The organism is Moritella sp. 24 (assembly GCF_018219155.1).
Taxonomy (GTDB): Bacteria; Pseudomonadota; Gammaproteobacteria; order Enterobacterales; family Moritellaceae; genus Moritella.
This window is the reverse complement of record NZ_CP056123.1, coordinates 4,201,662-4,227,974: the sequence shown is the minus strand read 5'-3', so window position 1 is coordinate 4,227,974 and position 26,313 is coordinate 4,201,662. Positions and strand designations below refer to the sequence as shown.

25 protein-coding genes are annotated in these 26,313 nt (G+C 40.5%); 17 read left to right on the top strand and 8 right to left on the bottom strand.

Translation table 11 applies throughout. The features are described 5' to 3' along the window. Positions 1–9: 9 nt before the first annotated feature. A complete protein-coding gene (locus HWV00_RS18845; protein ID WP_211683762.1) occupies positions 10–1,695 on the bottom strand; it encodes a glycerol-3-phosphate dehydrogenase/oxidase in 1,686 nt (561 codons plus the stop codon). A gap of 9 nt (positions 1,696–1,704) precedes the next feature. After that, positions 1,705–3,393, bottom strand: a complete 1,689-nt coding sequence (locus tag HWV00_RS18840; RefSeq protein ID WP_211683761.1) for an FAD-binding oxidoreductase — start codon at positions 3,391–3,393, stop codon at positions 1,705–1,707. A gap of 174 nt (positions 3,394–3,567) precedes the next feature. On the opposite strand from HWV00_RS18840, the gene HWV00_RS18835 reads away from it, so the two are divergent. From HWV00_RS18835 to HWV00_RS18805, 7 genes are all read left to right on the top strand, one after another. Next, entirely contained in the window at positions 3,568–4,596 is a 1,029-nt protein-coding gene (locus HWV00_RS18835; RefSeq protein WP_211686707.1) for an AraC family transcriptional regulator, read from the top strand. 118 nt (positions 4,597–4,714) lie between these two features. Further along, complete coding sequence (locus HWV00_RS18830; protein WP_211686705.1) at positions 4,715–5,032, top strand: cytochrome c; 318 nt, start codon at positions 4,715–4,717, stop codon at positions 5,030–5,032. Between the two features lie 181 nt (positions 5,033–5,213). Then, a complete protein-coding gene (gene dnaB / locus HWV00_RS18825; protein ID WP_211683760.1) occupies positions 5,214–6,641 on the top strand; it encodes a replicative DNA helicase in 1,428 nt (475 codons plus the stop codon). A 9-nt stretch (positions 6,642–6,650) separates the two neighbouring features. Beyond that, on the top strand, positions 6,651–7,724 hold the full coding sequence (gene alr / locus HWV00_RS18820; RefSeq protein ID WP_211683759.1) for an alanine racemase: 1,074 nt from the start codon (positions 6,651–6,653) through the stop codon (positions 7,722–7,724). Between the two features lie 353 nt (positions 7,725–8,077). Beyond that, positions 8,078–8,725: a TetR/AcrR family transcriptional regulator gene (locus HWV00_RS18815; protein ID WP_211683758.1), complete on the top strand. Its 648-nt coding sequence runs from the start codon at positions 8,078–8,080 to the stop codon at positions 8,723–8,725. A 159-nt stretch (positions 8,726–8,884) separates the two neighbouring features. Continuing rightward, positions 8,885–9,772 carry a radical SAM protein gene (locus tag HWV00_RS18810; RefSeq protein WP_211683757.1) on the top strand — a complete coding sequence of 296 codons (888 nt, stop codon included), beginning with the start codon at positions 8,885–8,887 and terminating at the stop codon, positions 9,770–9,772. A gap of 264 nt (positions 9,773–10,036) precedes the next feature. Continuing rightward, the gene (locus HWV00_RS18805; protein WP_211683756.1) at positions 10,037–10,639 is read left to right on the top strand and encodes a peroxiredoxin C; all 603 of its coding nucleotides are present in this window, start codon (positions 10,037–10,039) and stop codon (positions 10,637–10,639) included. 92 nt (positions 10,640–10,731) lie between these two features. Here HWV00_RS18805 and HWV00_RS18800 read toward each other — a convergent pair whose 3' ends face one another. From HWV00_RS18800 to HWV00_RS18780, 5 genes are all read right to left on the bottom strand, one after another. Beyond that, a complete protein-coding gene (locus tag HWV00_RS18800) occupies positions 10,732–11,196 on the bottom strand; it encodes a chemotaxis protein CheX (RefSeq protein WP_211683755.1) in 465 nt (154 codons plus the stop codon). Between the two features lie 24 nt (positions 11,197–11,220). Further along, positions 11,221–11,661 (bottom strand): zinc uptake transcriptional repressor Zur, encoded by a 441-nt coding sequence (gene zur / locus HWV00_RS18795; RefSeq protein ID WP_255554822.1) that lies wholly within the window; start codon positions 11,659–11,661, stop codon positions 11,221–11,223. A gap of 279 nt (positions 11,662–11,940) precedes the next feature. After that, the gene (locus HWV00_RS18790) at positions 11,941–12,147 is read right to left on the bottom strand and encodes a hypothetical protein (protein ID WP_211683753.1); all 207 of its coding nucleotides are present in this window, start codon (positions 12,145–12,147) and stop codon (positions 11,941–11,943) included. Positions 12,148–12,227: 80 nt separating this feature from the next. Beyond that, a complete protein-coding gene (locus HWV00_RS18785) occupies positions 12,228–12,854 on the bottom strand; it encodes an isochorismatase family protein (RefSeq protein ID WP_211683752.1) in 627 nt (208 codons plus the stop codon). A gap of 55 nt (positions 12,855–12,909) precedes the next feature. After that, positions 12,910–13,593, bottom strand: a complete 684-nt coding sequence (locus HWV00_RS18780) for a pirin family protein (protein ID WP_211683751.1) — start codon at positions 13,591–13,593, stop codon at positions 12,910–12,912. A gap of 138 nt (positions 13,594–13,731) precedes the next feature. On the opposite strand from HWV00_RS18780, the gene HWV00_RS18775 reads away from it, so the two are divergent. The 10 genes from HWV00_RS18775 (at position 13,732) to rraB (ending at position 24,076) form a co-directional block, all read left to right on the top strand. Further along, positions 13,732–14,643, top strand: coding sequence for a LysR family transcriptional regulator (locus tag HWV00_RS18775; RefSeq protein WP_211683750.1), 912 nt, complete (start codon positions 13,732–13,734; stop codon positions 14,641–14,643). A gap of 225 nt (positions 14,644–14,868) precedes the next feature. Then, positions 14,869–15,861, top strand: coding sequence for a tRNA dihydrouridine(20/20a) synthase DusA (gene dusA, locus HWV00_RS18770; protein WP_211683749.1), 993 nt, complete (start codon positions 14,869–14,871; stop codon positions 15,859–15,861). A gap of 322 nt (positions 15,862–16,183) precedes the next feature. Next, positions 16,184–17,803 (top strand): methyl-accepting chemotaxis protein, encoded by a 1,620-nt coding sequence (locus HWV00_RS18765; protein ID WP_211683748.1) that lies wholly within the window; start codon positions 16,184–16,186, stop codon positions 17,801–17,803. A 51-nt stretch (positions 17,804–17,854) separates the two neighbouring features. Then, positions 17,855–19,174, top strand: coding sequence for a hypothetical protein (locus tag HWV00_RS18760; RefSeq protein WP_211683747.1), 1,320 nt, complete (start codon positions 17,855–17,857; stop codon positions 19,172–19,174). Between the two features lie 10 nt (positions 19,175–19,184). Further along, a complete protein-coding gene (locus HWV00_RS18755) occupies positions 19,185–19,598 on the top strand; it encodes a phosphate ABC transporter substrate-binding protein (protein ID WP_211683746.1) in 414 nt (137 codons plus the stop codon). 372 nt (positions 19,599–19,970) lie between these two features. Continuing rightward, positions 19,971–21,155: a hypothetical protein gene (locus HWV00_RS18750; protein ID WP_211683745.1), complete on the top strand. Its 1,185-nt coding sequence runs from the start codon at positions 19,971–19,973 to the stop codon at positions 21,153–21,155. 11 nt (positions 21,156–21,166) lie between these two features. Then, a complete protein-coding gene (locus tag HWV00_RS18745; RefSeq protein ID WP_211683744.1) occupies positions 21,167–21,580 on the top strand; it encodes a substrate-binding domain-containing protein in 414 nt (137 codons plus the stop codon). Between the two features lie 366 nt (positions 21,581–21,946). Continuing rightward, entirely contained in the window at positions 21,947–23,167 is a 1,221-nt protein-coding gene (locus HWV00_RS18740; protein ID WP_211683743.1) for a carbohydrate porin, read from the top strand. Positions 23,168–23,178: 11 nt separating this feature from the next. After that, entirely contained in the window at positions 23,179–23,592 is a 414-nt protein-coding gene (locus tag HWV00_RS18735) for a phosphate ABC transporter substrate-binding protein (protein WP_211683742.1), read from the top strand. A gap of 121 nt (positions 23,593–23,713) precedes the next feature. Further along, a complete protein-coding gene (rraB, locus tag HWV00_RS18730) occupies positions 23,714–24,076 on the top strand; it encodes a ribonuclease E inhibitor RraB (protein ID WP_211683741.1) in 363 nt (120 codons plus the stop codon). Between the two features lie 61 nt (positions 24,077–24,137). Here the strand turns inward: rraB and HWV00_RS18725 are convergent, their stop codons facing one another. Then, positions 24,138–26,255: a GGDEF domain-containing phosphodiesterase gene (locus tag HWV00_RS18725; protein ID WP_211683740.1), complete on the bottom strand. Its 2,118-nt coding sequence runs from the start codon at positions 26,253–26,255 to the stop codon at positions 24,138–24,140. Between the last annotated feature and the right edge of the window lie 58 nt (positions 26,256–26,313).

Here is a 26,313-nt window from a genome sequence, read left to right as displayed (position 1 = left end):
CCGCCTTGATTAGTTTACAAGCTCGTTAGGTAAACCATTGCTCTCTTTGAGTAAGTTGCTATGGTTTGTAGATAAACGGTCCGTTTGTTTTGGCAAGCTATAATACTGCTGGATAATCGTTTGATAGCGGTTAACCTCTTGCTGCCATTGAGCGTCATCCCAGGCTAATGCTGTTTGGCACAGGGAGCGTAGTTGCGGCAATAAAGACTCTCCGCCATTTTCGAGTAATAGGCCAATACGCGTTCGACGTAGTAATAGATCATCAAGGTGTACGATCATCTCGTGTTGTAGTATCCACTTCAGTTCACCAAATAAGGTATTCGTTGTACCAATTTGCTTGAGCTCATTGTCTTTCATATCATTAATCAGATGTATGTAATGTTTACCATACTGACTTTTTAAACGCTGTATTTTCTGCGGATGTAACTGTGTATCTGCTGGTTTGTCGGTGACAGGTTTAAATAAAAGTGCGTTTTTTAATTGCTTGAGTTTGATATCGGATAAATAAGGTTGCGCAGCTTTTAAAACGTCGAGCGCAATTAACCGAAAGGTCGTTAGTTTTCCTCCGGCAACACTGATCATGCCTTGTTCATCCCAGATCGAATGTTCCCGCTTCTCATCCGATGGTTTGGTACTTTTTAAATTATCACTGTTACTCACCACGGGGCGGATCCCCGCATAGGTCGAAATGACATCTGCTTCGGTGATATCGGCTTGTGGAAATTGTTTATTGATCCCCGTAAGCAAGTAATCAACTTCGGCTTGGCTAATGCTGGGTTGTTGATCTAAATCGCAGTCATGATCAAGATCCGTGGTACCAATGACGCTGCTATTTTCCCAAGGAAAAGCAAAAATAGGGCGCTTATCTTGTGGATGAAAATAACTGACGGAATAGGCGAGGGGTAAGCGCCAGTTCGGTACAATTAAATGGCTACCACGTAAGGGCCTAATGGCTTTTTTAGCTTGCAGTTGCTGGCGTAATTTATCTGTCCATGGGCCTGTTGCATTAATCACTACTTTTGCAGTTAAGTTAAATTGCTGACCTAGCACCTGATCAGATACCTTGATGCCAGTGACTTTATCCGCGGTTTTAATGACTTGTTCTGCGCTAAGGTAATTAATGATACTGCCACCGAGTTCTTGCGCTTCTTGTAATACTCGCATGACTAATCGAGCATCGTCAGTGACCGCGTCTGCAAACTGAGTCGCACCTTGTAATTTACTTTGTTCAATACCCGGTACATGAAAATCACCAATAGCATGATTGATATAACGATGATTACGTTTACCGCCAATCCAGTCATATATGGTCAACAAACTATTAAATATAAAAGGCCCTGGAAATTGAAATTTATAATGACCCATCAAAAATTGTAGAGGACTGACTAAACCGGGTAACTCATTCAGCAGTTTTTCACGTTCGGTGACAGCGTCTTTCGTCATATTATATTGACCGCTACCCAAATAACGTAATCCACCGTGTACCATTTTTGATGACTTACTTGATGCTCCCCACGCAAAATCTTGTTGCTCGATTAATAATACCTTTAACCCTGCCTGACAAGCGGTGAGTAGTATGCCTGCACCAGTGATCCCGCCGCCAATGACGATCATATCCCACGTTGTCTTAGCGTTATTTTGTTGCAGCTGAGAAAGTTGTTGTGCACGACTTAAACTGGTTAATATATTGCTCATTCGCCCCCCCTAACTGATGACCTGTTCTTGGTTTGAGTCTTTATCTGCATTGCCGCTTGGTAATATATTAAGCGTAGCTACAGACGCTGGTTTAGATTCAATCAAGCAATGTGGGTTCATGATCTGTTGTGGATCAAATGTATCGCATAAAGACTGAATCGTTTTTATCGTCAAGTCGCCTTTTTCTGTAGGTAAGTAAGGTTGATGATCTTTACCTACACCATGTTGATGACTGATCGTGCCTTGGTTATTAACAATGATCTCTGATGTTGTGTGTTTTAATTTAGCCCATTGTGCGAGTGTCTGTTGGTAATTTTCACCGGCTTTAAAAATATAGGTCGTGTAAATACTAGAGCCTTGTTGATAAAAATGAGACAGGTGAGTAAATACATGTAATTGCGGCGAACCGTCTGTTGGATCTTGCGCGAGTATGGTGCGTAGATTGGTTTCTATTTTAGCTAATAGGTTATCGACATTGTGCCAGTCTGTTGCTGTTTCAAGCGTATCCACGACATAACCTTTTTGCCATAATGCTTCGCGGAAGTACGGCATGGTAAAGCGTTTTTCAGCCCACTTATTCCCCATGAATGAACCCGTATATAACCCTTGATACGCTTTGGTGATTTTCTTTAATTGCTTTAATGCACTACGGCATTGGAATTTTGTGCCTGTTAAGCCAAAGGTCATCATGCATTTACCGTCTTTTGCACCAAATACAGCGAGTGCTTTTTCGAGTAATGCGATCTGTTTTTCATGTCCTGCTAAGGCTAATTGTGTTTCGGTTTCAATGGCATTGCTTAAACGTAACATCGAAAGTTGAATATCAGATTGGACTAACGTTTTCGCTGCTTCTTTGGCTTGCTGCCAGCTTGGGAAGAAAGTGACATAGAAATTTTCTTGTGGTGCTAATTTACGTACGCGTACTTTTACTTCGGATAAGATGCCAATACGCCCTTCAGAACCCATTAATAGCGCTTTCATGTCGGGCCCTGCAGCGGATGCAGGAAAAGTGGGAATAGTTAAAGGCCCTACAGGGGTAATGACCTCACCTCCGGCAAACAGTTCTTCTATTCGTCCATAACGCAGCGATTGCTGGCCGCTAGAGCGAGTAACAACCCAACCACCAATCGTCGATAGTTCGAAAGATTGTGGGAAGTGACCGAGGGTGTAACCTTGTGCGCGTAATTGTGATTCGACTTGTGGTCCCGGTGTACCAGCGCCAAAAGTAGCGAGCTGGCTTTCTGTATCCAGCGCAATAAGGCGGTTCATACGCCCCATATCAACGGTTAAAATCGCTTGTTCAGAAGCAAAAGGATTGATGTGTCCTGCAACGCTGGTACCGCCACCATAAGGAATAACGAGAATATGCTGTTGCTTACAGATGCTGAGGATCTCGGTTAATTCGTCACTGTTTTGTGGAAAGGCGACGCCATCAGGAAAGAACTTAAAGTCCCCGCTACGCATTGCTAACCAGTCCGGTAAACTTTGGCCACGCGCATGACGAACTCGCACTTCAGGATCGAGGTTAAATAATCGGTGATGAGGTAACCGTGAGATAGGTACTTGTTTTATGACATCATCGAGTTGTGCATCGACAAGGGGAATTGTAGTGCCGACCTTCTTGAGCAGAAAGCTATCTGCAGTATCCGGTAAATCTAATTTATTGGCTTCATCGCCCCAACCATTCCAACGTTTCATACTCTCATCTCCATTTATAGTATTACGGTGTATCAAATAAGTTTAAGGGAGAATGTGGGTTGATAGCATTGTCGTATTAAGCCAACATAAGTATCAAATTAGGACTAACTCACAATACCTTAGGGTAAAGCTCGTTATACTCATTAATATATATTGGATAAGGATGATTCAGTGATGGTGGGATTAGGTTCGGTATCGGTACCAGTCGTAAAACAGTATCTACGCTATGTTGAAACGCTTAATCTTGACGTGCCAGCGTTATTGTCGAGTAGTAGTATCTCTGTTGCGACATTGGCTCAAGAAAATGAGCGTATTACAGGTGAAGAATTACAGGCATTTTTAGCTAATCTTATCATTGCGACGGATGATCCTTTGTTTGGATTGAAGAGTGGGGCGTTTGTTGAACCCGCATCGTACAGTGTACTCGGCTATATTTCGATGACGTGTGCAACCCTTGAAGAAGTGCTTGAGCGCATTCAGCCTTATGAGAAGCTAGTGGGTGATATGGGCGTGACATCCATTAACTACCAATCAGATCAATTATGTATTAATTGGCATTGTGCTTATACGTTTGAAGATGTGCGCGATCAGATGGTTGATAATGTGTTTGCGTCTTGGCTTGCTTATGCGCGTTGGTTGTCAGGGCAAGATTTAGGCCCGCTTGAGGTTCATCTACAGCGTGCAGAACCAATGCCAGAACTGATACATTATTATCAACAGGTTTTTGCTTGTCCGGTGTTATTTTCTCAGCCAAATAATAGCCTTATTTTACCGCGTAAATACCTTCGCATTCCATTACGACAACCCGATCATTGCTTATTACAAACGCTTGAATTACATGCTGCAGGACAAGTTTCAGCCCTTGGTGAGGCGCATAATTTTAGTGTTCAAGTTAAAGATATTATCCGTATTCTGCTATCAAAAGGGATCACGCGTAAAGATATGGTCGCTGCACAACTTAATATGAGTGAGAGAACATTACAGCGAAAGTTACAGCAAGAGCAAACCAGTTATCAGAAATTACTGGATGACGCGAGGCTCTCGTTAGCGCAACAATATTTAACGGAAACTCAAGTATCCGTTGATGATATAGCAATGCAATTAGGATTTAGTGAAACTCGCTCTTTCTTTCGTAGTTTTAAACGCTGGACAGGAAAAACACCGAGTGTGTACAGGGAATGTAGCTCACAAAAAATAAGTTAAATAAGCGGTTTATCATACTCAAACCTTTCATTTTTGGAGTATGAGGTCTAAAATTTGGCAAAAATAATAAGTTAATCCCTATACTGCTTCACAGCAGGATGCAATTAGTGAGTATATGATGAAAAAAATTACAACAACGATCGTTGCGTTAGCATGTTTAGTTCCTTCTTTAGCAATGGCTGCTGGTGGCGATGCCGCTGCTGGTAAAGCAAAAGCGGCTGTGTGTGCAGCTTGTCATGGTGCTGCAGGTATTTCTGCTATTCCTATGTACCCAAATCTAGCGGGCCAAAAAGAAATGTATTTAGTTAATGCATTAAAAGCATATAAAGCGGGTCAACGTACTGGTGGTATGGCACCTGTGATGGCTGGTCAAGCGATGGCTTTATCTGATGCTGACATTAACAATGTAGCTGCATACTTTTCAAGTTTGAAATAAGGTTGAGCGAGTCTCAACGTTGAAAGCAGCTAAAGCCTCATGATGAGGCTTTTTTATTAACCAAAAAACCAGCAAACGATTCCCCCATATAAATTTTTCTCACTTCTCAGGTTATTTCATTTCCCCTACAGGGATATTTTTAGGATAATGGTCAATCACACTAAATTTCGTGAGTGCTAGCATGGCCGACAAACGTCAAAACCAGTTTCAAAATCAGTTTTCAAAAGACAGAAATAAAAAAGACAGTGCCGTTGATGCACTAAAAGTGCCGCCGCATTCGTTTGAGGCTGAGCAATCAGTTTTAGGTGGCTTATTACTTGATAATGAAGCCTGGGATCGTGTCACCGAATTTATTGTAGCAAAGGACTTTTATAGTCGTCCGCATCAACTTGTCTTCGAAGCAATGGCAAAGTTGGTGGATCAACATATCCCACTCGATATTATTACTGTTTCAGAATGGTTAGATAACGAAGAACTGCTTGATGATGCGGGTGGTTTTGCCTATTTGGGTGAGATCGCAAAAAATACGCCAAGTGCGTCGAATATTACTGCTTATGCCAACATTGTGCGTGAGCGTGCCGTTGTTCGTGAGCTCATTGCAGTTGCGAGTGATATCAGTGAATCAGGTTATGAGCCGCAAGGGCGTAAAAGTACAGACCTGCTTGATTTAGCTGAAAGTAAAGTATTCCAAATTGCAGAGTCGAGACAGAGTGAAGGCCAAGGCCCTAAAAATCTTGAAAGTGTACTGCAAGAAACTGTCGATAAAATTGAAGAACTTTATCAAACACCCCATGATGGTGTCACTGGTGTTGCCTCGGGTTATAACGACCTTGATGGTATGACAACGGGTTTCCAACCGTCTGATTTAATTATTGTTGCGGCGCGTCCGTCGATGGGTAAAACAACGTTCGCGATGAACTTGTGTGAGCACGCAGCACTAAACGAAGATAAACCTGCGGTTATTTTCTCGCTGGAGATGCCTGCAGAACAGATTATGATGCGTATGCTGGCATCGCTCGGTAAAATTAACCAAACTAAAGTACGTACAGGCCAATTAGATGATGACGATTGGGCGCGTTTATCGGCAACGATGAAGAGCATGCTTGAACAAGGTAAAATGTACATCGATGATAGCTCTGGTTTGACGCCTACCGAGGTTCGTTCGCGTTCACGTCGTATTGCACGTGATCACGGCGGTATCAGTATGATCATGATTGACTACTTGCAGTTAATGCGTGTACCAGCATTAAGCGAAAACAGAACCTTAGAGATTGCAGAAATCTCGCGCTCATTGAAGTCCCTTGCAAAGGAACTTAAATGTCCTGTAATTGCCTTATCTCAGTTGAACCGATCGTTGGAGCAACGTGCAGATAAGCGTCCTGTTAACTCGGATCTGCGTGAATCAGGTTCTATTGAGCAGGATGCCGATTTAATTATGTTTATTTATCGTGATGAAGTTTATAACGATGACTCACCAGATAAAGGCACAGCCGAAATCATTATCGGTAAACAACGTAACGGCCCGATTGGTAAAGTAAGATTGACCTTTAATGGTGAATTCTCACGTTTTGATAACTTTACTGGTCCTGCTTATGATGATGATTATTAAGGAATAGCTATGCGTTCAGCAACGGCTGAAATATGCTTGCAGTCATTGCAGCATAACGTTAATCAAATAAAAAGCATTGCGCCAAACAGTAAAATAATGGCTGTCGTGAAAGCAAATGCGTATGGCCATGGCCTACTTGCAGTGGCAAGAGCGCTTAAAGCGGTCGATGCATTTGCGGTGGCGCGTGTTGAAGAAGCATTAACACTGCGCAGTGGCGGAATTGTAAAGCCTATCTTGTTACTTGAAGGCTTTTTCTCGACAGATGAACTGCCTATTTTAGTTGCTAACAACATCCAAACCTCGGTACACATTGAACAACAGCTAGATGAATTAGAGCAAGCTGATTTAGAGGCACCTATTCATGTCTGGCTGAAGATGGACACGGGTATGCACCGTTTAGGTATACGCCCTGACAATTGTAAACGTGCTATCGAGCGACTTAAAAATAATTCTAATGTTGTGCAACCTGCACGACTTATGACGCACTTTAGCTGCGCCGATGAAGCGGACCCAAGTATCACTCAGCGCCAAATCAATTTATTTGATGAACTGGTCGCTGGTGAAGAAGGCGAACATTCAATTGCTAATTCCGCAGGTGTACTGGCTTGGCCGAGTGCGCGTCGAGAGTGGATCCGCCCTGGTATTATGCTGTATGGCGTATCTCCGATGATTGGCGCAACCGCTATCGAGCATGATTTGAAACCTGTCATGACATTAACCACGGATCTGATTGCTGTTCATGATATTAAAAAAGGTGAAACGACAGGTTATGGTGGTATTTGGAGTGCACCAGAAAATACACGATTAGGTGTTGTTGCGGTTGGTTATGGTGATGGTTATCCACGCATGGCACCAGAAGGTACACCCGTGCTAATTAATGGTCGTATTGTCCCGATTGTTGGACGTGTATCTATGGACATGCTCACGGTTGATTTAGGTGCTGAATGCCAAGATCAAGTGGGTGACAAAGTGATTATGTGGGGAGCCGGTTTACCAGCAGAATTGGTTGCTGAACACATAGGTACCATTGCTTATGAGTTGGTCACTAAACTCACACAACGAGTTAGGCTTAAATACCTATAAAAATACAGTAGTATCTATTAAATAAGTTGTTGACTGTAATGCCTTCATACTAATGTACAAAGAGAATGAAAATCAAGTTATATCAAGGCATTATATGCATAGATAACACTGAGTCATGAATTTAAATGCAATATGCGAGGGAAATATGCATTTTCCATCTGCAATTTGCCAATTAATTACGCTATTATGAGCTAGAGCCAAAGCTCTATGCATTTAATTTCAGACTATTTTGGGCTGATAATTATTGTTTATTACGTTGATATACAATAATTGATGTTGAGCCACCAAAGGTTGCAATTAAGCTTATTTATCTCATTTTTGATCATTTAATTTGTACAGCAGTAGAGGGGCATATGACAGAGAATAATACAGCACAAAGAAATCTTCCTAGACAGGAAAGAAGCCTTGAAAGAGTAAAACAAATTATTGATTCAGCAGCAGCCTTGTTTGATGAAATTGGTATTGCGAATGCAACACCTTCAGATATTGCCAAAGCATCGGGTTTAACCAGAACATCTTTATATCGCTACTTCCCAAATAAAGCATCGATTATTCGTGCGTTAGCTGAACGTCATTTAGACGCGCTACAGCAACGTTTCTCAGCAGTGCCAAGTGACTTACCACTTGAAGAGCGTATTGAGCTTGTTATTGAGACGTATGCTGAGTTTTATCGTAAAGAACCTGGCTATATGGCTGTTTGGTCTGGTGTTGATTCACTGCCTGAACTAAAAAGCATTGATCAGTCTGCGCTTGATTTTCATTCTGCGGTTATTCAAAAGCAAATGGAAAGTATTGTTTCTGATGATATTAGTCGCGAGCAAGTTAAAATGATCTCGGTTGTTTTACCGCGTACTGTCGGCTCTATTTTACGATTAGCTGTTCAAGAACCTGAATCTGCTGATAAGTATGTACGCGAAGCAAAAGTGTTAGCGACAGTATACTTGACTCATTATGCGCACATTGCTGGTTATGACCTTAAGATTAATAACGATCCTACGTAACAATCTTAAGTAACAATATAACGCCGTTTATAGTTGTCATGTGATTACGCTAGATACGAATAGCATTACCGAATAAACTAGCAGTATTGAAGAATATCAACGCTGCTAGCCCTCTAAAATTAGCAGTGGATGCTGACCCCCCAATAATGGAATTGTGATATGCCTATCTCTTATGTTGAACCTGTATTTCGTCCGCCTAGTGAATGGCGTTCATTAATTTTACAGGTCGCAAATGGTTGTTCTTACAATAAATGTAGCTTTTGCAACATGTATACTCAACCACAAAAAAAGTTTCGCGCGAAGAAAATAGAAGACATTGAATCTGAGATTTTAAGTGTTGTTGCTACTGGTCAGAAGCATCAACGTATCTTTCTTGCCGATGGTGATGCAATGACATTACCGTTTAAGCGTTTAAAGGAAATCTTATTATTGATTCGCAAACACATGCCTGATGTGCAAAGAGTCAGTGCGTATTGCCTACCGCGAAATATTAAGAGTAAATCATTAGCTGAACTCTATGAATTACGTACTTTGGGCCTTGGCATTGTATATGTAGGCTGTGAAAGTGGTGATGATGAAGTACTAGCATTGGTTGAAAAAGGTGAAACTTATGATTCCCAGCTTGATGCCTTGTATAAACTGAAAGGTGCGGGCATTAAAACTTCTGTAATGATATTAAATGGTTTGGGTGGCACAGAGTTTAGTGAACAGCATGCATTAAATTCAGCTCGTTTGATGAATGAAGCACAACCTGATTATCTATCGACGTTAGTGGTGTCATTTCCATTAGGTCAAGCCAAGTTTGCTAAAAACTTTAAGAATGGTTTCCAATTACCCGATCAGCAAGGGTTATTCTTAGAAATGCAGATGTTATTAGAAAATTTGGAACTGAATAATACGGTGTTCAGGTCTGACCATGCGTCCAACTACTTGTCTTTGAAAGGAACATTAGGGCAAGATAAAGCACAATTGTTAGCGCAAGTTCGTGGTGCAATAGAAACACCAGAACAAAGCCATTTACGTAAAGAATGGCAACGCGGATTATAATTGTATACCACTGTCATACTTTCAACATTTAGCACTGCTACTATCACAGTAATTTAGAAAAGATTATGCGGTAAGATGACAAGTATAAAACCTAGTGCTATGGTTGATACGCTATGTTTTAATAATGATTACCTTATGATAATTGATAGTTTGATAGCTTTCACCTATTAAGACGATTGAGTCAAACTATTGGTTTAAGATTATGTTTAATGTGAAAATTACGCCGTAAATAAGCGGATATTTAATTAATTTTAGGAGATTAAAATGGTTTTAGTAGGACGTCAAGCACCTGATTTTACAGCTGCAGCAGTACTAGGTAACGGCGAAATCGTTGATAGCTTTAACTTTGCTGAATTCACTAAAGGTAAATCAGCTGTTGTATTTTTCTACCCACTTGATTTCACATTCGTTTGCCCATCAGAGCTAATCGCTTTTGATCACCGTCTAGAAGAATTCCAAAAGCGCGGCGTTGAAGTAATTGGTGTTTCAATCGATTCACAATTCAGCCACAACGCATGGCGTAACACTGCTATCGAAGATGGCGGTATCGGTCCAGTTAAATACCCACTAGTAGCTGACGTTAAGCACGAAATCTGTAAAGCATACGACGTTGAGCATCCAGAAGCTGGTGTTGCTTTCCGTGGTTCTTTCCTAATCGACACAAACGGTGTTGTTCGTCACCAAGTTGTTAACGACCTTCCATTAGGCCGTAACATCGACGAAATGCTACGTATGGTTGATGCATTAAACTTCCACGAGAAAAACGGTGAAGTTTGTCCTGCACAATGGGAAGAAGGTAAAGAAGCAATGGACGCATCTCCAGAAGGCGTTGCTAAATACCTAAGCAAAAATGCTAAAGGCCTATAATTCTTACTTAACTTATTAAGTAAAAATTAAGTCCAATAAAAAAGCCAATCTCATTGAGATTGGCTTTTTAGTATCTGGTATTTATAATTTGATTAGTTATCGAAACATATTTCGATACACGCATTACCGAACTTGCTTGTCAGTGGGAGTAATAACTTAGGCCCTTCTGATTTATGCGTCACAGTATGCCCTTTACCTGATACGACAATAGGTGTCGACATATCAAAATCAAAGCCTTTATCTGCTAAGATACGCTTTGCACCGCCGGTTACCATGTTAGTTATTTCACCTACCATATCAATGACTTCAGCATCAATCTTGGCTGGTTTTTCACCTAACATATTATGCATAATGGCTAAGGCTAATGGTTCATCAAATGTTAATGCAAACGATCCCTTCGCTTGGGTAGACATCATCCCCATTATTCCTGATATATCACCTTTGGCTTTATCATCTTTTTTTAATCTTGGTTTGCCTGGCGCTAATTCGACTTGTGCCATGGTATTTAATACATTTAGTAAAGACGCGATAAATGGATTGATAAACTCAACACGCATAGTTAGTTATTCCTGAAATTAAAGTTATTCGCGACAACCAGCACAGATACCGTGTGCTTCGACAGTCTTAGTCGTAATTGCAAAACCATGCTTATCGGCAAGTGATTGTAGTAACTCTTCTATTTCTGCGTTATGCAATTCAATCACCGCGCCACAGCTCTTACACAAGAGTAGTTGTGAAGGGTGTTTTTCACCAAAGTGCGGGCATAAAATAAACGCGTTACTTGATTCGATTTTATGGATAAAACCTTCTTCGAGGAGAAAATCGAGGGCGCGATAAACAGTAGGGGGTTTTGCGTTTGGCTCTAGCAGTTGTAGCTGAGCAAGTAGATCGTAAGCGCTGATCATGGCGTTGTGCTGTGCCATTAAGAGAAAAATCTGCTGCCTAATTGGGGTGAAGCGAACCGCACGGGTAATACAAAGCTGTTGTGCTCTGTAAAGTAAATTGTTCGCTGAATCTGTCATAGGGATCATTCAAATAGCTGAGAAAGGATAATGCTAACACATTAGAAGCGCTTTTCTCATCACATTACGTTAAAAATAGGCAAGCAGGCACATTTTATAGTGGTTATTGATGTGTTTTATTGGATTGAGCTGTGTATTGATAAATGAGCGATGATAATTTTATAGTTGTGTTGTTTATTAATAGGCGATTATCTCTCGTTATGATGTTGTAACGTTATGTTAATTATATGTAAGTTAGCACTTAAGGGGGATACGACAAATAAATTAGCCGTCATTCAATTAGTTACTGAGTTTGTGTAATCGTTTCATCGTCATTGGCATAACAATATAAGTAATGATAGGAACAATAATGGCGACATCAATGGCTACCTGTAACAGTTTATTCGCGGGTAAATAAGGGTTTACCCATTCAGGAATAAAATATACCAAGGGGACGAGGGTAATATAGTTGATGCATGCGATTAGATGTTTGCTCGGTACGCTCATTTTATGTTCCTTATAGTGATAATAAGTTGAGCACCGTATTCAATATCTGGCTCAATCGGTGCTCACATAATTAATGGTGATTAACCCTGAGGTTGGTTTGCTTGTAAAAAGCTGTTGTATACCCAGCGATATGTGGTGTGCTGACCTAAAATGCCACCTAATTCCATGCCTTTCTCACTACGCCAGTCATCCATCACCTCAGCTAGAACCGATGCCCATGTTGCTACCTTTACACCTGCTTGAGTCATGCGGTGAATCGATGCGTCGGCTACGGATTTGTTCCATGTACCAGAGGCATCAACAACCGCGTATACGTCATACCCTTCGGCTACGGCAGAGATAGCGGGGAACATTAAACACACATCGGTCACAATACCTGCCATGATGATTTTTTTACGGCCTGTTGCTTCGATAGCTTGTTTAAACGCAGGGCTTTTCCAAGCATTAATTTCACCTGCACGTTCTATTATGTCATGCCCTAAAATATCAGTGATCTCAGGCATTATAGGTCCGTTGGGGCCGTCGGGCATACTTGCTGTCGTGACTGTAGGCATCCCTACTGTTTTGGCCATCGCACACAAGCCTTTAATGTTTTCCGTCATCAAGTGTGGGTCTTGGTCTCGACAGCTCACCAGCAGCCCTGTTTGGTGGTCTATCATTGCGAGTACAGCATTATCAATCGTTAATGTTTCTGCAAATTTATTCATCGTAATCTCCATTTACTGTGGTTTTAATTTGTTGGTATGAGTGTTGTTGTACCTGCTATTTACTGACGACAACAATTTCGGCATTACTTGTTGTGGTGATCTCTGTTTTATAACTGCGGATCAAATCGCCATCTTCGGCTGCAAAGGTACTGTTTTCATCTGTAAATTCAGCAGCTCCGTGGCTGACATAGGCTAATGTTTCATTATCAAATGTAATACTGTCACCTGCCGCTAAGCGCACAATATCGATGTATGTTTTACTGTCGAAAGTTGCTGATTGGTTTTTCTTTCCGCCGTAGATACGCGTGCTTCCGTTCGCTTTTATACTGTAATGCTTATATCCAGCAGGTTGACCTGATTCGTCTGGTAGTACCCATAATTGCAGCATGCGGTTTTTGTTATTATCTGGATTAACTTCGTTATGTGTGAAGCCTTCACCACCGGCACGCTGCACTTGTGCTTCACCAGCGTTTAAGCTTTGCCCGTGCTCTAATGAACCTTCGTGGCTAATGCGGCCGTTCATCATGATTGAGATAACATCAATTTCTTTATGTGGGTGCATGTGGGTTTGACCACGCGGATTAAATTGCGCATCAGCGAGATAAACAAAGTTACCTAATCCATTGAATGTGTTTGCTGCTTTATGACTACCAAATACACGTCGGTCTGTGATTAATCGACGTTCAGTTAAACCAGCAAAGCCGCCTAACGGTAATGATTTTTTACTTAGTATTTGCATATTCTTCTCCAGCAGTTGCGTTGTGAGTTGTATTCGCTTTGTTGGTAGTAATAATAGGATGTAGAGCTTGTTTGATAAATGGGCTTTAATTGATATGATAATTTCATATACAACAACAATGGATGGGGCGTTGATATTATGGAACATGATTTAAATGACATGATGGTTTTTTTAGCAGTAGTGGAAACGGGAAGTTTTACCCTTGCAGCGGAGCGACTTGGTATACCCAAAGCGAATGTAAGTCGCAAAGTCTCGCGTTTAGAGCAACAGTTGAATATAACCTTGCTAGAGCGCTCAACGCGGTCACAACATTTAACTGAAGCGGGTTGTCGTTACTTAGTACACTGTAAGCGTGTTCATGAAGAATTAGATTTAGCGACCGCATGTGTATCTGAATTAATGGATAGCTATAAAGGTGAATTGAAAATCGGTGCTTCAATCTCGTCTGGGCAACAGATATTGCGACCGGCCCTCGCGACTTTTATGCATCAATACCCAGAGCTAAATGTACAGCTTAACTTAGTGAACCGACGCGTTGATTTTATCGAAGAGGGCTTTGATGTTGTGATCCGTATTGGTCAATTGGAAGACTCAACATTGATAGCAAAGAAACTGGGTTCTGCGGCTCGACAGTTATTTGCGAGTGCGGCCTATCTTGAAAAGTATGGAAAGCCACAAACGATAGCTGAATTATTAGATCATCAATTATTGGTGATGAACCCAACTAACAACGATCCAAAATTACATTTAGTGTCGACAGCAGGAGAGCGCTTTACTGTAAATTGTAAACCGCGATTATTAGTGGATGACTTTGCCATTCTTAAGCAATCTCTTCTTGATGGTTTAGGCATTGCGGTGTTACCTGATTATATGAGTCGTGAAGAGATCGCGACTGGACAGCTAGTTAATATCCTTCCTGACTGGGGGATGGAGGCTGTTGATATATACGCTTTGTATCCGAGGCATCGTGCCAAAATACCTAAGGTTAAAGCGTTTCTGGACTTTATCGTGGATATTTATGGCCATGCGTTGCAGGCTAAAAATGAGTGATGTATAGCCTTTAATTCATTATTTCTTGCTCCCTTACTGGGATTGCTTTTTTACTTGGTCGTCATTGCTCGATGACCTCAAGATCTTTATTTTTGAAAGTACAGCGCTCAACGTGTATGATCGCCACCTTGTTTTTCGTCGTTGTAACCACACTTCTGCACGAATTTAAAAGCAAGCTAACGACATTTAGCGCAACAGCGCATCCAGATAAGAGATATTCAAGCAATGACTAAGCCAGTTACCACCAGTGTTCATGCCCCTGGGCGTTTTTCGATTGCCCCAATGTTGGATTGGACAGATCGTCATTGCCGTTACTTCCATCGTTTATTAAGCAAAAACACCTTGTTGTATACCGAGATGGTGACAACTGGTGCGATCATTCATGGTCGAGGTGACTACCTTGCTTACAATGAAGAAGAGCATCCCGTTTCTTTGCAGCTAGGTGGTAGTAATCCACTCGATCTTGCGAAGAGTGCTAAGTTAGCGCAAGAGCGTGGCTATGATGAAATTAACCTTAACGTTGGTTGCCCATCAGACCGCGTACAAAGCGGTAAATTTGGTGCTTGTTTAATGGCTGAACCGACGCTGGTGGCTGATTGTGTGAAAGCGATGCAAGATGTTGTCGATATTCCGGTGACAGTTAAAACCCGTATTGGCATTGATGAGCAAGACTCGTATGAGTTTTTACAGGAGTTCATCGAAACAGTTGCAGCAACAGGTTGTAATGACTTTACCTTACATGCGCGTAAAGCATGGTTAAGTGGTTTAAGTCCAAAGGAGAATCGCGAGATCCCTGAGCTTAACTATCAACGTGTTTATGATATTAAAAAAGCGTATCCAGAATTGTTTATTGCGATTAACGGTGGTGTTAAAACGCTAGAAGAGACGCAATTGCATCTAACTCATGTTGATGGCGTGATGATGGGACGTGAAGCTTATCATAACCCTTATTTACTGAGTCAAATTGATGAGCAAGTTTACGGTGGTGAGAAATCAATACATAGTCGCCATGATTATGCGCTGATGATGTTACCGTATATTGAAAATCATATCCGTAACGGTGGCAGTTTAACGCATATTTACCGCCACATGCTGGGTCTATTCCTTGGTCAACCGGGTGCACGTGCATGGAAACGTCACTTAAGTGAGCAAGGGCATAAGAAAGGCGCAGGCGTTGAAGTTGTTGAAGCGGCGCTGTTATTAGTGCCTCAATGTTAACGTATTGATTTAAATTCAAAAAATGATAAAGCTTATTATGATTTATATAATAAGCTTTTTTTTTGTATGAATTGTAAGGGAGTGGTTACTTATTAATTAATGTCTCTCGTTTGGGTCAATCTATTGAGGTAGTATAGATATTCTAATGCTAACGATTTAATAAAATTAATATACACAAAGTAGTCATGATTTTTGTTTTAAGGTCGATAAGGTATTAGAGATTTTAAGGATATTGCCCGATCTATAAGTTAGATCAAAGGGACGTAATTGATATTGTATATGACATCATCAAACTAACTTGTAAACGCTATAGAGGTATTAAATGGGATTATCAACCCAACTAAAAATCAAGCATAAGATCGGTATTCTTTCGGCGGTTGTTGTCGTGAGCTTTTTAACGTTTCTTTTTGCGAACATTCTTGTCGTAAAAGAAAACAAAGATAGCTTGTCAAAACTGTCTGCTATTTATTATCCAGTACTTGAAGCAGCGACGATCAGTAACAGTAAAATCGCAGAGTTAACACAGGCGATCGAAACATCGGTGACGATTGGTGATGAAGATATGCTGTTAAGTGCAGATGATGTTTATGCAGATCTGATTACTCAATTAGATTTAATTAATTCAATTCATCCTGAAAAACGTAATGAGTTACTCTTAATCAAAGCGGAAGCTAAAGAATATTACAACTCAGCTAAATACCTAGCTAATGGTCTGATTAATGGGACTATTTCTATGGATAATTTAGCTGCGTTAGCCGAGAAAAATAGTGTTAAATTAGAAAAGTTATTGGCCGCGCTGGGTAAATTTAAACAAGATAGCCAAACAGATTTTACAGCCTTGATTGATACGTCATTAGAGCGCTCTGATCAAAGTCGTAATAAAGGCGTTATGTTAGGTGTTGGCGTGATTATTTTAGTGCTAGCGGTTTGCTATTGGTTAACGGTATCTATCACTGGCAGTATTCGTAAAGTCTCTGATTCATTAAAAGAGATCGCGCAAGGTGATGGTGATCTGACCGTTCGCATTGACTATGCAAATAACGATGAAGTCGGTGACCTTGTTCATTGGTTTAATCAGTTCTTAAATAAATTACATGGCAGCATCACCGAAACGATTAATTCAATCGACTCGTTATCGCAAGTATCGACACAATTAGCGACATCAAGCTGCACATCTAAATCACGAATCCAAGAGCAAAGCCAATCGATAGATCAAGTTTCTCGCTCAATGAATGAGATGTTTGAGACGGTCAGACATATTGCTGATTATGCATCTAATGCTTCAGCAGAAGCGAGCAGTGCAAACCGAGAAGCAGAGACTGGAACAGTGGTTGTCGAGAAGACGATTGAAGCCATACACGAACTGGCTGCAGAGGTAAAAACAGCATCAAAAGTTATCGATGAATTAGACTCTCATACTAGCAATGTAGGTGTCATCCTAGACACCATCCGTGGTATCGCGGATCAGACCAATCTGTTAGCATTAAATGCAGCCATTGAAGCGGCGCGTGCGGGCGAACAAGGACGAGGTTTTGCTGTAGTTGCCGACGAAGTACGGACTTTAGCATCTCGCACACAAGACTCAACTCAAGAAATTCAACAAGTGTTGGAAGAATTGCAACGTGCTTCACGAGGTGCTGTGGAAGCGATGCAACGTGGGATGAGTAAAGCGGATATGGGCGTAGAGCAATCATCGAGTGCGGGTGATTCTTTAACAAGTATTTCAGGTAAAGTTGAAGCGATTAACGTAGTGAATGAGCAAATTGCATCTGCTACGGAAGAACAAGCGCAAACAACGAAGTTGATACATGGTTATATCGATGAAACTCACTCGATAGCAACACAAGTATCTCAAGATACCGTCGTACTTGATGAGATCACACAAGCGATTGAAGTTGCTACACAACAATTAAGACAAGCAACAAATCAATTTAGTGTGTAGTAAGTAACGACAATTTGCTTGCTACACGAAATTTCTAAGGAGAGAAATTTTATGAGCAAGCAAATTGCTATTGATGGATCAAATTTTGTATCAAGTATTAGATCAACCCTTTCATCAACCCCCACCACCAAACTATCGTTAGCAGCCTGTATTTCTGCCGCGTTATTCTCTAATTATGCTTTAGCTGAAGAGTCTCGCCGTGTGCAATTACTTGAAGAACAAGTTGCTGTACTTGAAGAGCAGCAAGCTGAAAGTAACCGTATGAATAATGTAACGGTTAATGGTTTTTTCACTTTAAGTGCAGGAATGGCGTCGAACGATTCTGGCTATGCTGGATATGATAAAACCCTTGATTATGTGCCTGAAACGAAAGTGGGCTTACAAGCCTCATTTGAAGTTACAGACAGCACATTTCTTGTAGCACAACTTGTTTCACGCGCGGAGCAGCACTGGCGTCCAGAGATGGAATGGGCTTTTATCAGTCATACATTCGATAATGATTTAACAGTACGTGCAGGGCGTTTACGCGTGCCTTTATACATGTACTCTGATTATTTAGAGATTAACTTTGCTCAGCCTTGGTTACGCCCACCTGAAGAAGTTTATGCTGTCGTGCCTGTTAGTTCGTACGAAGGTGTTGATTTTGTCTATACGGTTTTATTTGATGAAGCAGAATGGCAATTTCAGGCATACACAGGTGTAGGGTCTGATCCGAACGAAGAAACGGATTTTGGTACTGATGTTGAATATGATGATGTGATAGGTCTAGCAAGTACTTTCAGTTACAACAGCTTCAGTGTTCGTGCGAGTTATGTCATGACAACATTAAACTCAGAGCAAGCACATGTGCCTGGTACAGGTATTCCATTAGTGGACTTTAATGACTCTGATGCGCGCTTTATTGGACTTGGCGCTAGCTATGATGATGGTGATTTACTTGTTGTTGCAGAATGGACTAAATCTGAAGTGGATGGCGGAGGTCCAGATGTTGCAACGAGTGCAGAAGGAAATTGGCAGGATGTTAATTCGGCGTATATTTCTGCGGCCTATCGATTTGGTCGAATTACGCCATATGTTACGTATGCAATGATGGAAACGACGGATGATGATGAACGTGCATTAAACCTTGTTAATCAAATTGCATTTGATGCTCAGCGATCAACTTATAGCGCAGGCCTTCGTTATGATATTAATGCCAATATGGCGCTAAAGTTTGATCTTACTTACTCTGGCGACTTTGGTGATTCAGGCGCGACAGGTGGCTTAAGCGGTAATATCGTTACGAGTCTTGATAATGCTTATACTGGAGCATCCAACGTAATCGAAGACGATACCATGGTTTATACCGCATCGTTAAACATGGTGTTTTAGGGAGAGAATTATGAAACCGCTGTTAAAAAGTGTCTTTTTACTGTTGTTATTTTCTTGGACGGTAAAGGCAGATGTTGTTGTTATTGTGAATCCGCTTGGACCTGATCATTTATCACAGTCTCAAGTTAAGAAATTGTACTTAGGTAAGAGTAAGTATCTTCCAGAGTTGGGTAAGGCATACATCATCGAGATGACGGATGGTGATGCTATTAGAACTGAATTCCACGCTAAAGTGACGCATAAAAGTGCGGCACAATTACAGGCATATTGGTCTCGATTGATCTTTACCGGTAAAGGTAAACCACCTCATACAGTGAGGACGCCTGAGTTGATATTATCGTTAGTCGCGAGTAAATCGAATGCGATTGCTTATATTGACGAGTCCCTAGTGGATGACCGCGTGAAGGTTGCTTATCGACCTTAGTTATTGAACACAAATTAGGTTATAAATATGAGTCATGATTTTTGTTGTCGGCTCTTATTTACTTCCCATATCATCATTTCCCTCATTTAAATATTTTTCCTGTCACACTAGAATTAAAAATCATTTATTTTTGGTTAATCTCTTATGCCTATTCTCACGGTATTGCTGTTCCTCACTTGTTTGCTTTATAGCCGTATAAAATGATTTTAGTGTGATTACTCGGCAATTTTGTAAGCCTGTGTCATTTCGTTTAATTATCCTTGGTGTGTTAGTATAAGTTATTGTTTGGAATGGCTTTACTCATATTTATGTATTTTTATACATAAGCGATAAGCAGGGCATTCGTATTAATTAAATACCTAGGATAGATGGATGAAAAAAGTATTTACGTTGTTACCACTTGCTGTAGTTTGTGCAACGCAATTTGCTCATGCAGCAACGGATGCAGAGCGCCTAGCGCAAGTTGAACAAGAGCTTGCTATGTTACAAGAGCAAAGTGCATATGATACGTTAGCTGATCGCATGACAATTAATGGTTTCTTTACCGGTAAAATGGTTGTCGCGAATAATGATGCTGGTTTTGATAATGCGACTAAGAATCCCAACTTTGGTGATGGCAGTAAACTTGGTTTACAAGGTACGTTTGCGATCACAGATCAAACTCAAGTGGTTGCTCAAATTGTAGGTCGTGGTTCAGACGGTTGGACGCCAGAAATGGAATGGGCTTTTTTAAGTCATGATTTTGATAATGGTTTTGTTGCGCGCGTAGGTCGTTTACGTCTACCGCTGTACATGTACTCTGACTTTTTAGAAGTAGGCTATGCACAACCTTGGGCAACACCGCCTGCAGACGTTTATACGATTGCACCAATCACATCATTTAACGGTGTTGATGTGACTTATCAGCATGATTTGGGTGATGCAACACTGGCGCTTCAAGCAAGCTATGGTAATGACAGCTCATCAGGCGAAGACAACTCTGTAGGAAAGGATGTCGACTTTAAAGATATCACAGGTGTATCTGCGACGTTAAGTTACGAAGATTGGGTATTCCGTGGTACTTATTTCCAAACTGATTTAAGCTCAGTTCATACGGGTTTACCAGCACTTGGTGCATTTGAAAATGAGAAAGGGCAGTTCTTTGGTGGTGGTGTAAGTTACGATAACGGCTCATTCCTTGCGATTTCAGAATACACAGTTTCAAAAGTTGAAGGTGCATATGCGGATACTGAATCTGCTTACATTACCTTAGGCTATCGTGTTGAAGCGTTTACTCCTTATGTTAGTTATTCTTATTTAAAAACAACGGATGATGAGATGCGTGCTGGTAGTGCTCCAGACATGGCTTTACTTAATTGGCAACGTACAACTTATAGTGTAGGTACACGTTATGATATTAATCATAACTTGGCGCTTAAATTAGACGTGACTTATGCGGGTGATTTCGATGGTACTACAGGTGCTTTAACATCAAATATTGATCCTAGTACGTATGAGAATACACAAGAATTTGATGACACCGTTGTTTACACAATATCTTTTGACGCTGTATTTTAAGGAAAGTAAAAGTGAAATTATTAGCTAAAATCGTATTAACTACAGCGTTATTTTCTGGTGTTGCGCAAGCAGGATTCGTTGTTGTTGTTAATCCAGATGGACCTGATGCACTATCTAAATCTCAGGTTGCAAAACTGTATTTAGGTAAATCTAAAAAATTACCGAATGGTGAAAAAGTCAGTGTATTAGAACGTGCAAATGGCAGTGCAGAACGCCAAGCCTTTCATGCTGCAGTAACTGGTAAGACAGAGTCTCAATTACAAGCATATTGGTCGCGTCTTGTTTTTACTGGTAAAGGCAAGCCACCTAAAACATTAGGTTCAGCATCATTAATTAAAAACCAAGTAGCGGCGAATAGGGCTGCGATTGGTTATATTGATGAAGCTGATGTTGATGGTTCAGTGAAAGTCGTGTTTAGACCTTAATATCCTCATCAATGCCTCTTTAAATAAAAATGCCGTGCTTTTAGCGCGGCATTTTTATTTTATATTTTTCTTTTATCACTAATTACTCAGATGTTATCAGTTTGTTGGTTTATCACGTTGGTGGTATTTCTATTGATGCAGCTAAATGCTAGCGTTTAGAAGTAAATTACAATAAGTTCAACCTAATTCCTTACATTTATGTAACAAGTCGTCTCGTTGTGAACTAGATCGCAAAAATAAAGAACATGAGCATGAAAAATTCCATCATACTAACGAACCGATTGATTGATAATCAATATATATGTCGTATGACGACTTACTGAGAAATTCAACACGGATGAAATTTTTAATACAAGGAGAGTTTTGATGAAAAAAGCATTTATCATGCTACCGCTGGCTGTTGCCTGTGCTTCACAGTTTGCTGTCGCAGCAACAACGGATGCACAACGTCTTGCCCAGCTCGAACAAGAACTTGCGATGTTACAAGAAGCGAGCTCTTATGATTCGCTATCTGATCGTATGTCTATTAATGGTTTCTTCACTGGCCAAATGGGTGTTGCAAATAATGACGCTGGTTATGGTAACCGTCCTGGTGTTGAAGGTTATACTTCGGATCCGGATTTTTCATTAGGTAGTAAGCTTGGCCTGCAAGGTACATTTGCATTAACAGAACAAACGCAAATTGTTGCTCAATTAGTTTCTCGTGGTGCCGATGATTGGACGCCTGAGATGGAGTGGGCTTTTTTAAGCCATGACTTCGATAATGGTTTTACTACGCGTATCGGTCGCTTACGTGTGCCTCTGTATATGTATTCTGATTATCTTGAAGTTGGCTATGCACAACCTTGGGCTAACCCTCCTGCAGATGTTTACTCTATTGTTCCAGTAAGTTCATATGATGGTATTGATATCATTTATGATACTGACCTAGGTGATGCAAGTTTATCATTACAGGCGAGTTATGGTCATGATGTTGATGATGCAGAAGATAACCCGTTAGGTGTTGATGTTAAGTTCAAAAATACCATAGGTATGTCTGCAACGCTTTCTTATGAAGAGTGGGTATTCCGTGGTACTTATTTCCAGAGCGAACTTGAGTCGGGTGATGTCGCGATTCCAGATGTGCCAGCACAGCCTTTTGAGAAGTTTGATAATGAAAAAGCGCAATTTGCTGGCGTCGGTATTAGTTATGACAATGGCTCATTTCTAGCTATTTCTGAATATACGATTTCGAAAGTGGAAGGGAAATATTCGGATACTAAATCTGGATACATTACATTAGGATACCGTATTAATGCGTTTACCCCTTATGTGAATTATTCATTCCTAGAAACAACTGATAATGATGAAAGAGCACCAACTGCAGTTGATGATTACCCTAACCTTGTTGGTTCGAGTGCATTTAACTGGGAACGTACAACTTATAGTGTAGGTAGTCGTTATGATATCAGCTCTAATTTGTCGCTGAAATTAGATGTGACGTATGCTACTGATTTTGGTGACACTCATGGTGCATTACCTTCTCATGGTAGTGAGACGTATGATGACACTATCGTTTACACCGTTTCATTTGATGCAGTATTTTAAGGAGAACTTTGATGAAATTATTAGCTAAAGTTGCCTTAACAGCAGCATTAATCTCGGGTGTGGCACAGGCTGGTGTTGTGGTTATTGCTAACCCGACAGGTCCAGATACATTGTCAAAAGCACAAGTATCTAAATTATATTTAGGTAAATCTAAAAAATTACCTAACGGTGCTAAAGCCGAAGTGATTGAACAAGCGGCTGGCAGTGACATTCGTGGTGAATTTCACGCGGGCGTGACTGGTAAAAGCGATTCTCAGTTACAAGCTTATTGGTCTCGTTTAGTGTTTACCGGTAAAGGTAAGCCACCAAAAACGATTGGTTCATCAGCATTGATTAAAAGCCAAGTGGCGTCACGTGCTAATGCCATTGCTTATATCGACTCTTCAGAAGTAGATAGCACAGTTAAAGTGGTCTTTACGCCTTAATTTTTCTGTTTATCTGTTCATGCCAAACTTTATGTTTGGCATTTTTTTTGGGTAAAATTTAATGGCATGATGATTAAAACCAGAGTATTCTTCAATCATCATAACTAAAGAGATTAACCTAGTGGATTTTGAAAAAGAATTTGCCGAGCTGAAAGTAGAAGCTGAAGAGATCATTGATAACTTATTAGAAGATGGCAGTGATCCTGATGCCGTATATTCAATTGAGCACCACTTTGCAGGTGATGATTTTGCACAATTAGAGAAAGCCGCGATTGCTGCGTTCAAATTGGGCTATGATGTATCAGATCCAGAAGAAGTTGAACTTGAAGATGGGCAAACAGTATTTGCGTTTGATTGTGTTGTTGAAACAGAACTTGATATTGATACAATCACGCGTGACATTGAAGCACTACTTAAAATGTCTATCGAACAAGACGTGACTTATGACGGTTGGGGTACTTACTTCGAAGAAGACGCATCATAGTACTTACATTATGTACTTACATTATGTACTTACATTATGTACTTACATCATAGTACTGGCATCATAGTACTGGCATAGATAACCTTGTCTCTGTCTGTTGCAGATAAGTCATATTATTGTGTGTGGCATAATGTTTTTTATACCATAGACAAAATTTGTCGCTCGGTAACGGGCGACTAAATAAATACCCTTGAAGCTGATCGCATTGCTGCTCCTGTAGCCATTTCATTTGTGATTGCTCTTCAATTCCTTCTGCTGTTACCGTAATATTTAACTCCCTTGCTAGACTGATCACTGAACGTGTAATCGCAGTCGTTGTTTTATCTAATTCAAGTTCATCTACAAATGATTTATCAATCTTAAGTTTGTGTGCAGGCATATTTTTTAAATAAGAGAGTGAACAATACCCTGTCCCAAAATCATCAATAGACAAGCGAATGCCAAGTTTAATGAGCTCTTCAAGCATATGCTCTGCTGTACGGTTTGATTCCATGAGTGCGCTTTCTGTGACTTCTAACTCGAGTCGTTGTGCGGGGATATTATAGTATTCAATGTAATGTTTTATTTTACTGACCAGTTGGGGATCGTTGAACTGGATTGGTGACAGATTGACTGCAATAAAAATATCGAGATTATCTTTACGCCATAACGCTAATTGCTGGCAGGCCTTTTCTAATACAACATCGCCGAGTTGACCGATTAAATTATTTTTTTCGGCAAGCGCAATAAATTTTATCGGCATGATCAGTCCTTTTTCTGGATGATGCCAGCGAGCAAGGGCTTCAACGCCTAATACTGCTTTTGTTTTACTGTCGATAATAGGTTGATAGTAGAGATCTATATTTTTGTTTTTTATGGCGACTTTTAGGTCTTCGATAAGGCGTCGCTCCGCTTCAGAGCGTGCTTCTAAAACGGGGTCAAACAAGCTATAACTTTGTTCTGGTTGTTTGCGTGCTCGAATTAAGGCTTGTTCACTACAGGTCAATAACTGCTTGGTATTTTGAATGCTATAAGGATAATTTGCGGCACCAATGCAGATGACGAGATCAATAACACGTCCTTGTATGGCTATTTGCTTGTTGAGTTTATTTGCTAAGGCACTACATAAACTATTAAGTTGTTGGGTCGAACCCACTGTATTACTTAGGATGGCAAAGCGATCACCTTGAATTCGAGCTAAGCACGCATTTTTAGGCGCAATTTTTTTAATTACTTCGCTCACATAGAATAATACTTGGTCGCCAATATCAGTGCCGTGATGGCTGTTGATATGTCCTAGTTTTTTGATGTCGATGAGCAACATACCCCACTCAGAATTAGGGGCTATATTGTCGAGTTTTTGTAGGAAGGTGGTGCGATTGAACAGATTAGTGAGTTGATCTTGTTTGGTTAAGGTATCTATTTTTTGTAGTGTGATACGACGTTCTTTAATGTCTCGAGATATACTGACTGTACCGACAAGCTTATCATTTTGGATCACTGGGTGTTTGTGTACATCCACGTATACATCTCGGCCTGCAAGACTAAATTCCATTTTATAATTGGCACTTTTGTAATTTTCTTTGAGCTGAGTATCATAGCCTAAACTGACTTTGGCTGTTGATTCTGGTAATACCTGCTCTATTGTTTTGCCAATCACGTCTGACTTTTTCTTTTTTGCGAGCTTTAATGCTGCGCGGTTACATTCGACAATTCTTCCTTGCATATCTTTGTAGATAACGAAGTCGGGCAGCGCGTCAAAAATAGAGTTAAGCAATGCGGTTTTTTCTTGAAGTTTTTGTTCAGAGCGAAATTTACTTGATACATCAACTGCAATACCTAATAAACCCACGATCTGGCCTGCGCGGTTTTTTAATGGGATCTTTGTTATTTCAAATTGTCCCTCACCGTAGATAGTTTCCATCGTCATGGTTTTAGCTATTACGCTGCGGCCATGTTTTAGTGCTTCTTGATCTGTTTGATAGAGTACTTCGTTGGGGAGTACTTTTTGTTTAAATGCAGGCTCGAGTTGAGCGTCGGTTTTACCGATAATAAATTCTTCAGAAGGAAGATCAAATAGCGCTAGGCAGTGTTTATTGCAACCAAGATATTGACCTTCGATGTCTTTCCAAAAAATACCAATAGGTAAGTGCTGAATCGCTGTAATTAATACGTGATTCAGAGGATCTTTATTGTCCATAATCTATCACTCCATTCCTTGGTGTTGACATTTATAGTCCGTCGCTAAGCGGTGTCGC

Coding starts and splice junctions, on each gene's coding strand:
- HWV00_RS18815 (WP_211683758.1), top strand. CDS start 8,078: ATGACAGAGAATAATACAGCACAAAGAAATCTTCCTAGACAGGAAAGA.
- dnaB (WP_211683760.1), top strand. CDS start 5,214: ATGGCCGACAAACGTCAAAACCAGTTTCAAAATCAGTTTTCAAAAGAC.
- HWV00_RS18810 (WP_211683757.1), top strand. CDS start 8,885: ATGCCTATCTCTTATGTTGAACCTGTATTTCGTCCGCCTAGTGAATGG.
- HWV00_RS18735 (WP_211683742.1), top strand. CDS start 23,179: ATGAAATTATTAGCTAAAGTTGCCTTAACAGCAGCATTAATCTCGGGT.
- HWV00_RS18830 (WP_211686705.1), top strand. CDS start 4,715: ATGAAAAAAATTACAACAACGATCGTTGCGTTAGCATGTTTAGTTCCT.
- HWV00_RS18840 (WP_211683761.1), bottom strand. CDS start 3,393: ATGAAACGTTGGAATGGTTGGGGCGATGAAGCCAATAAATTAGATTTA.
- HWV00_RS18750 (WP_211683745.1), top strand. CDS start 19,971: ATGAAAAAAGTATTTACGTTGTTACCACTTGCTGTAGTTTGTGCAACG.
- alr (WP_211683759.1), top strand. CDS start 6,651: ATGCGTTCAGCAACGGCTGAAATATGCTTGCAGTCATTGCAGCATAAC.
- HWV00_RS18725 (WP_211683740.1), bottom strand. CDS start 26,255: ATGGACAATAAAGATCCTCTGAATCACGTATTAATTACAGCGATTCAG.
- HWV00_RS18790 (WP_211683753.1), bottom strand. CDS start 12,147: ATGAGCGTACCGAGCAAACATCTAATCGCATGCATCAACTATATTACC.
- zur (WP_255554822.1), bottom strand. CDS start 11,661: ATGACAGATTCAGCGAACAATTTACTTTACAGAGCACAACAGCTTTGT.
- HWV00_RS18740 (WP_211683743.1), top strand. CDS start 21,947: ATGAAAAAAGCATTTATCATGCTACCGCTGGCTGTTGCCTGTGCTTCA.
- dusA (WP_211683749.1), top strand. CDS start 14,869: ATGACTAAGCCAGTTACCACCAGTGTTCATGCCCCTGGGCGTTTTTCG.
- HWV00_RS18835 (WP_211686707.1), top strand. CDS start 3,568: ATGGTGGGATTAGGTTCGGTATCGGTACCAGTCGTAAAACAGTATCTA.
- HWV00_RS18780 (WP_211683751.1), bottom strand. CDS start 13,593: ATGCAAATACTAAGTAAAAAATCATTACCGTTAGGCGGCTTTGCTGGT.
- HWV00_RS18775 (WP_211683750.1), top strand. CDS start 13,732: ATGGAACATGATTTAAATGACATGATGGTTTTTTTAGCAGTAGTGGAA.
- HWV00_RS18755 (WP_211683746.1), top strand. CDS start 19,185: ATGAAACCGCTGTTAAAAAGTGTCTTTTTACTGTTGTTATTTTCTTGG.
- HWV00_RS18845 (WP_211683762.1), bottom strand. CDS start 1,695: ATGAGCAATATATTAACCAGTTTAAGTCGTGCACAACAACTTTCTCAG.
- HWV00_RS18805 (WP_211683756.1), top strand. CDS start 10,037: ATGGTTTTAGTAGGACGTCAAGCACCTGATTTTACAGCTGCAGCAGTA.
- HWV00_RS18785 (WP_211683752.1), bottom strand. CDS start 12,854: ATGAATAAATTTGCAGAAACATTAACGATTGATAATGCTGTACTCGCA.
- HWV00_RS18760 (WP_211683747.1), top strand. CDS start 17,855: ATGAGCAAGCAAATTGCTATTGATGGATCAAATTTTGTATCAAGTATT.
- HWV00_RS18800 (WP_211683755.1), bottom strand. CDS start 11,196: ATGCGTGTTGAGTTTATCAATCCATTTATCGCGTCTTTACTAAATGTA.
- HWV00_RS18765 (WP_211683748.1), top strand. CDS start 16,184: ATGGGATTATCAACCCAACTAAAAATCAAGCATAAGATCGGTATTCTT.